This window comes from uncultured Thiodictyon sp., from assembly GCF_903946935.1.
In the GTDB taxonomy this organism is placed as follows: domain Bacteria; phylum Pseudomonadota; class Gammaproteobacteria; order Chromatiales; family Chromatiaceae; genus Thiodictyon.
In genome coordinates this window covers 1-5,985 of sequence record NZ_CAJAXH010000097.1, presented here as the reverse complement: position 1 = coordinate 5,985, position 5,985 = coordinate 1, and the positions used below count along the sequence as shown (strand labels likewise).

Genomic DNA, 5,985 nt, shown 5'->3' with positions numbered 1-5,985 from the left:
TCTAAGTCCTGAAGAGAAGATTCACCACAAAGACACAAAGAGCACAAAGTCATTCTTCTCCGTGTCCTTTGTGCCTTTGTGGTGAACCTCTTCCTGCCGCATTCTACGTGTTCTCTGTGGTGAATCGGGCTCAGCGTACCAGCCGGACCAAGGGGCCGGTCAGGGCGAGCCCCGGGTGAGCCTGCACCGCGGCGCCTTTGTGCCTTTGTGGTGAGCCTCTTCCTGCCGCACCAGTCGCGTCCTCTAAGTCCTGAAGAGAAGATTCACCACAAAGGCACAAAGGACACAAAGTCATTCTTCTCCGTGTCCTTTGTGCCTTTGTGGTGAACCTCTTCCTGCCGCATTCTACGTGTTCTCTGTGGTGAATCGGGCTCAGCGTACCAACCGGACCAGGGGGCCGGTCAGGGCGAGCCCCGGGTGGGCCTGCACCGCGGCGCGGATCATGGGGTCCGTCACCACCAGCCCCGGCGGGAGCTTGGTGCGCAACTGTGCCAGAGGAACCGCCCCACCCAGGGCCGCCATCACCCGGGCGATGGTCTCGCCCAGGTCATCGGCCTGTGGAGCGCCGGGGCCGATCCGGTAGCGCGGATCGTCAGCCTCCCCGTCCTGCATATCCATGTCCGGCAGGCTGCGTAGCCAGAGCCGCACCTGATGCCGGTCCCAGCCCAACCGCTGCCAGAGCAGTGACCGGTCCTGGCAGACCTCGTCCAGCGTCCGCGCGGTGGCCGCGAGATCCTTGCGGACCGTCTGCAATTCCATCAAGGTGTCCGCCATAGCAAACCCTCATCGTCTCACTTCTAAGAATTCACCACAAAGGCACAAAGGACACAAAGGTTTCTTCTTCTTTGTGTCCTTTGTGCCTTTGTGGTGAATCTTCTTGCACCAACCTTGTCATGTCCGTGCCTCGATCGCCGGGTGAATGGCGTCATAGAGCCGGCCGACCTCGGCGAGCAAGGCATCCATCCGGTGCCGCGCCGCGCGCCGCTTCGCCATGAGGTCCACCAGGCTGGCGTGCCAGCGCTCGGCAAGCCCCTGGTCCGGGACCGGCAAGACCAACTGGTCCACCGCGGCGGGCTGGACGAAGCGCTGGACGCTGCCGGTCGCCAGGCGCACCCATTGCGCCCGCACCAGCGCGGACTCCATCAGGAGGGCGAAGGCGCCCTGAAAGCGATGGAAGCACAGGGTAATGAGCTGCTCGCTCGGCAGGATGCATTCGGTGACCGGCTCCGCCACAAAGGCGACCTTCGGATCGGCGGCGAAGGTGGAGAGCAGCACGTCGAATTGCGCCAGCGGGCGGACCTGGGTGCGCCAGGCCAGCTCGGGGCGGCCGGCGAGGCGCGGGGCGATGCCGAACTGCTGGTCCAGGTCGCTGATGCGCAGCGCCCGGCAGGTCTCCGGGTTGGCCTCCCGCGGTTCGCGCGGGGCGATCTGTGCCAGTGAGCCCAGGGGTGCGGCGAGGCCCGTCTCTTGAAGGGTACGCACCATTTGGTGCTGCTCGGCGACGGCCATGTTGAGTTGGTCGCTCAGGTCTTCGGGTGCGAACCGGGCCCAGCGGCGGGTCGCGAGCGATCCGCTCATAAAGGCTGCCGTGTCCGGCAGGCGCTCGGCGAGCCAATCACTCAGCTCACGGCGCAGCCGGAACAGCTGCTCGAAGCTCTGACTGTCGCGATTCAGTGCCTCGAAGTAATCCTGTGCCAGGGCATTCATCCCAGCGGGCTTGGGCGCGATGGGCATTCCGGCGATGTGGCGCAGGCCCACGCGGACCAGTTCGGTGATGCTGCCCGAGGTCTCCAGATAATCCCGGTAGTGCGGCTGATTCAGGCAGTAGGCGGTCCAGAGGGCCTGGTCGGGTGCCAGTCCGCGAATGATGCCGAGGTTGGCGTCCACCGGGTGGCGGCGGTGCAGTTCGCTGACCAGGGCCGCAGCGACGCTGCCGACCCGGCGCAGGATCACGTCCATGGGCTGGACGCAGAAGGGCTCCTCCGCCAAGAGCGGCGGCAGCCAGTGCTCGGCCTGCGTGCGCAGTTCCATGGGCTCGATGTGGCGCAGACGGTAGACGGGCGCGCACTCGATGCGCGGGTCGTAGCCGCTCGCGGCTGGGTTGCTGCTGACCCGCCAGCCGTCCAGGCAGCCCCCGAGGCGCCCCAGGGGCGCCCACTCGCCGGCGTGGCGGCCGAGCCACGCGGCGCGGGAAAGCTGGTAGTCAGGCCGCCAATCATCGGCCAGTACGACTTGGTCCGCTGCGATCCAGTCTGCCTTCAATGCCTTTGCGCCTTAGATGCTTAGCTTCAACGGTATGCGCCAGCCTTGGCGCATTCCCGCCCCTTAAGTTGCCCTGCCTGCCAACTTGCCCTCTACCTTAGTCTTGGCACCGCTGTAGGTCAAGAAAAATAGATGCGAGTCTGAACGCGCTTTTACTGGCGACTACAAAACGCAGAAGGCCGAGGGTTAGTTTTGCACGTATCCTGATCTGACCCGTAGCCGATGAGCATGGCCCCCCACTGGCCACCCTCTAAACCAGAACGCCCGGGGGTCGAACTCGCCGAGCCGGGCGGCTCCAATGCCTCGCAGGCCCTACCTACACCGCCACATCCCCATCTGACCGTTCGCTGACAGCCCCGCTCAGGGTTTGTCTAACCGCGCTGCCTTACGCTGTACCCAAGGTCGCGATCAACCGCGCCCTGATCACGCCAAGACAGCGTTCAGGAGATCAGCCATGTACACCTACCCGATCCACTCCCGCGACTCACGTACCGCCCCGCAATCCCGGACCGCGCGGCCGTCCAAGCCGGTCTCACGCGACAGCATCGCGCAAGACCTGGCGGTCGCCGAAATGATCGCCAACGCCTTCAACGATAACGCGTCACAGCTCTACCGCGGTATTTGATCGTCCCTGCCGAAACTCGGCCAGTTCCCCCACTGCGCCCGGAGTCGGCGCCTTCACTCGGGCAAAGTTCCCCCCACTTTGCCTGCGTCAGCGCCCCGACTCCGGCCAGTTCCTGGCGTCCGTCTGCGATGTTTGTGGGTCGAGCCGCGGAGTCTTGTGGCCTGCTACAGGTAGGCCCCGCCTGGACCGCGACATCCCCATCTGACCATCGGCTGACAGTGCCGTTCAGGTCGTGTCTACCGGGCTTGCCTTACCCTGTGCCCAAGGTCGCAGTCATCTGCGTCACTATCACGGTTCTCAAAGTACTCAGCTTTTATATCCGGGAACACCGGCCCCCCAGCCGGCCCGGGTCCTTTTTTCGTCCGTTCTGTGGGCATCCAGTTGATTCAAGATTGCTCCCCTGGCAACGCGACTGTTGGGTCTAAAAAGGTACCTCTCATGAACCTCCCACGCGCTTCGATCTGGATGCAAGACCTGATCATCCTCGCTGCCGTGCTGACGGTGGTGGCGACCGCGTTGCTGGATTGCCTATGGCTACCTTTGCTTTGAGGCCGCCGCAGGCTGAACCCGGAGCCTGATCCGATAGAGCACCGGGTACTCCTGGCCTGCTGTTTGAACCACAAAATACTATTCTGACTATTTGCTGACGGGCGCGCTCAGGTCCTGTCTAACCGGCCTGCGTTACGCTGTGTCCCAAGGTCGCATGAAACGCGGCCTGATGGCAAACCATAGTGCTCGGAGGATCAGACAATGCATACCTACCCAATCGATGACCGTGACTGGCGTGCCGCCTCGAAGCCCCGCACCTCGGCGATGGCAACTCCCGTCAGTACCCGGTGTGTCAAGGGCGTGCGTCCCCAGGCCGTATTCAGCGCCAGTATCGAAGCCATGATGGCCACCGAGATGATCGTCAGCGCCTTCAACGATAACGCGTCGCAGCTCTATCGTGGTATTTGATCAGGGCGCGTCGGTTGAGCGTACGATTTTCCCGACTTCTGCGGTGATCCAAAGAGGATGAGATCCATGCAAAATCGAGCGAGCTATCATAGCAACCCTGCGGATCTGCGCCAGATAATCGATTCCCTGCACGCCGTCCTTACCAGTGATAAGCCGGACGTTCGCCCGCGATACGATCGGGTTGAGCAACTGCCGAGCCACCGTGCCGAAGCGGTCAAAGCCGTGGGACGTCCAGATGGCCCCTGGTGACATGACTGTGGTCTCCTGGTGACGGTGTAGGCACTAGAAAAGCAGGAAGCGGCGGGAACAGAGGGTCCAACATCAAGCGCCCGGCGGGTAACCGGTTGGGTCAACTGATCGATCTGACCGCAAACGAGACGGTGGACAGACCGCACCGGGCGTTCTGTTCCATTACGCCTGAGAAACCCCAGGCATCGCGTTTTCAGACAACGGTGGGGCCTTCGCTGGACGCAGCACCTGGGGCCCCAGTCAGCGCATGCCCGCCAATGGCCTCCATCCGCGCCTTGAGCTTCTGCCCCGGCCGGAACGTCACGACCCGGCGGGCGGTGATCTGGACCTCGATCCCGGTCTTCGGGTTGCGCCCCGGGCGCTCCTTCTTCTCGCGCAGTTCGAAGTTGCCGAATCCGGACAACTTGACCTCTTCGCCGCGCTCCAGGGTCTTGCGGATTTCCTCGAAAAAGCTGTCGACGAGGTCTTTGGCCTCACGCTTGTTGAGCCCAAGCTCCTCGAACAGGTGCTCTGCCATGTCGGCTTTGGTCAAGGCCATCCTCTCACTCCCATCATCGTGCGCAGAAATAGACTCAAAGCGCGAGGCACACAGGTCCCGCGATCCAAGCCGCTGCATGGCCGGCAAGTGTCTGAGAAGACGCCTGCAAAATCAATCTTGACAAGGGGTTATTTCTGGCCCGCCGGTGTTTCGCTCAGGCAGTGGGCCGCGTCCACCGGGTCCGTGACGGACAGCCCCCGGTGCAGGGCGCCAGCACCAAAGCGGGCGTGGATACGGTCGACCGCGACCGTGAGGCGCCGCTCCCGCTCGCTGTCCGCGGGGCGCTCGGCCGCGTCGTCGAAGAGGTCCGGCTGGACCGGCTCCGGGGTCCCCAGATCGGCGATCCCCAGGCCGATCAGGCGCACGGGCTTGCCCTGCCAGTGGCCGGCCTCGAACAGCGATCAGGCGGCGGCGAACAGGGTGCGAGCGTCGTCGCTGTGCCGCGGCAGCCGCCGTTGCCGGGCGTGGGTATCGAAGCCGCAGAAGCGGATCTTCAGCGTCACGGTGCGCCCTGCGATGGTCTCCTGCCGGGCCGCGGCGGCGACCTCGGCTGCCAGCGCGCGCAGGGTGTCGCGCAGCACGCCGGGATCGGTCACGTCGACGCCGAAGGTGGTCTCCTTGGAGAGTGACTGGCGGGCGGTGCGCTCGCCGACCCGGTCGGAGGCGATGCCCCGCGCCTGCTGGTAAAGGTTGGTGGCGGCCCGCAACCCCAGATGGGCCTGAAGCTGCGTGAGCGACAACCCGCGCAGGTCTGCGACGGTGCGCAGCCCCAACCGCGTGAGGATTGGCAGGGTCCGGCTGCCGACCCCGCGCAGGATGCCGACCGGCTGCCCGCCAAGAAAATCACAGACCTGTTCCGGGGGCACCACGACCAGTCCGTCCGGTTTGCCGAAGTCCGAGGCGATCTTGGCCACCAGCCGGTTGGGGGCGATCCCGACCGAGGCGGTCAGGCCGACCGCGGTGCGGATCGCCGCCTTGATCTGCGCGCCGATGGTCTCCGGGGGGCCGATCAGGTGCCCGAGCCCGCTCACATCGAGAAAGGCCTCGTCGATGGAGATCGGTTCCACCACCGGGGTACAGGTGGCCATGACCGCGCGAATCTCGCGGGCGACCTCCAGGTAATGCGCCATGCGCGGGCGCAGATAGACCGCGTCCGGACCGCGGTGGTGGGCCTCGTTGATGGGCATGGCCGAGTGGATGCCGAAGCGCCGCGCCTCGTAGGAGCAGGTGGCCACCACCCCGCGCCCGCCGGGCTGGGCGCCGACCACCACCGGCAACCCCCTCAGGGCTGGGTTGTCGCGCTGCTCCACCGCGGCATAGAAGGCGTCCATGTCCAGGTGCATGATCCAGCGCG

The 5,985-nt window shown here is 64.8% G+C and carries 8 protein-coding genes; 2 read left to right on the top strand and 6 right to left on the bottom strand.

The genetic code is table 11. From position 1 onward, the window contains the following. Window positions 1-372: 372 nt before the first annotated feature. Complete coding sequence (locus QZX93_RS08885; protein ID WP_295390174.1) at window positions 373-774, bottom strand: hypothetical protein; 402 nt, start codon at window positions 772-774, stop codon at window positions 373-375. Between the two features lie 117 nt (window positions 775-891). Continuing rightward, window positions 892-2,262 carry a hypothetical protein gene (locus QZX93_RS08880; protein WP_295390172.1) on the bottom strand — a complete coding sequence of 457 codons (1,371 nt, stop codon included), beginning with the start codon at window positions 2,260-2,262 and terminating at the stop codon, window positions 892-894. A gap of 454 nt (window positions 2,263-2,716) precedes the next feature. Here QZX93_RS08880 and QZX93_RS08875 point away from each other — a divergent pair, with 454 nt between their 5' ends. Continuing rightward, on the top strand, window positions 2,717-2,887 hold the full coding sequence (locus QZX93_RS08875) for a hypothetical protein (RefSeq protein ID WP_295390169.1): 171 nt from the start codon (window positions 2,717-2,719) through the stop codon (window positions 2,885-2,887). A 750-nt stretch (window positions 2,888-3,637) separates the two neighbouring features. After that, a complete protein-coding gene (locus QZX93_RS08870) occupies window positions 3,638-3,844 on the top strand; it encodes a hypothetical protein (RefSeq protein WP_295390167.1) in 207 nt (68 codons plus the stop codon). Here the strand turns inward: QZX93_RS08870 and QZX93_RS08865 are convergent, their stop codons facing one another. From QZX93_RS08865 to dinB, 4 genes are all read right to left on the bottom strand, one after another. After that, window positions 3,845-4,096: a hypothetical protein gene (locus QZX93_RS08865; RefSeq protein WP_295390165.1), complete on the bottom strand. Its 252-nt coding sequence runs from the start codon at window positions 4,094-4,096 to the stop codon at window positions 3,845-3,847. Window positions 4,097-4,286: 190 nt separating this feature from the next. After that, the gene (locus tag QZX93_RS08860) at window positions 4,287-4,631 is read right to left on the bottom strand and encodes an integration host factor subunit alpha (protein WP_295390163.1); all 345 of its coding nucleotides are present in this window, start codon (window positions 4,629-4,631) and stop codon (window positions 4,287-4,289) included. 128 nt (window positions 4,632-4,759) lie between these two features. Then, entirely contained in the window at window positions 4,760-4,996 is a 237-nt protein-coding gene (locus QZX93_RS08855; RefSeq protein ID WP_295390162.1) for a hypothetical protein, read from the bottom strand. Between the two features lie 36 nt (window positions 4,997-5,032). Beyond that, window positions 5,033-5,985, bottom strand: a 953-nt coding sequence (dinB, locus tag QZX93_RS08850) for a DNA polymerase IV (protein WP_295394518.1), incomplete at its 5' end; no start/stop codon positions are given.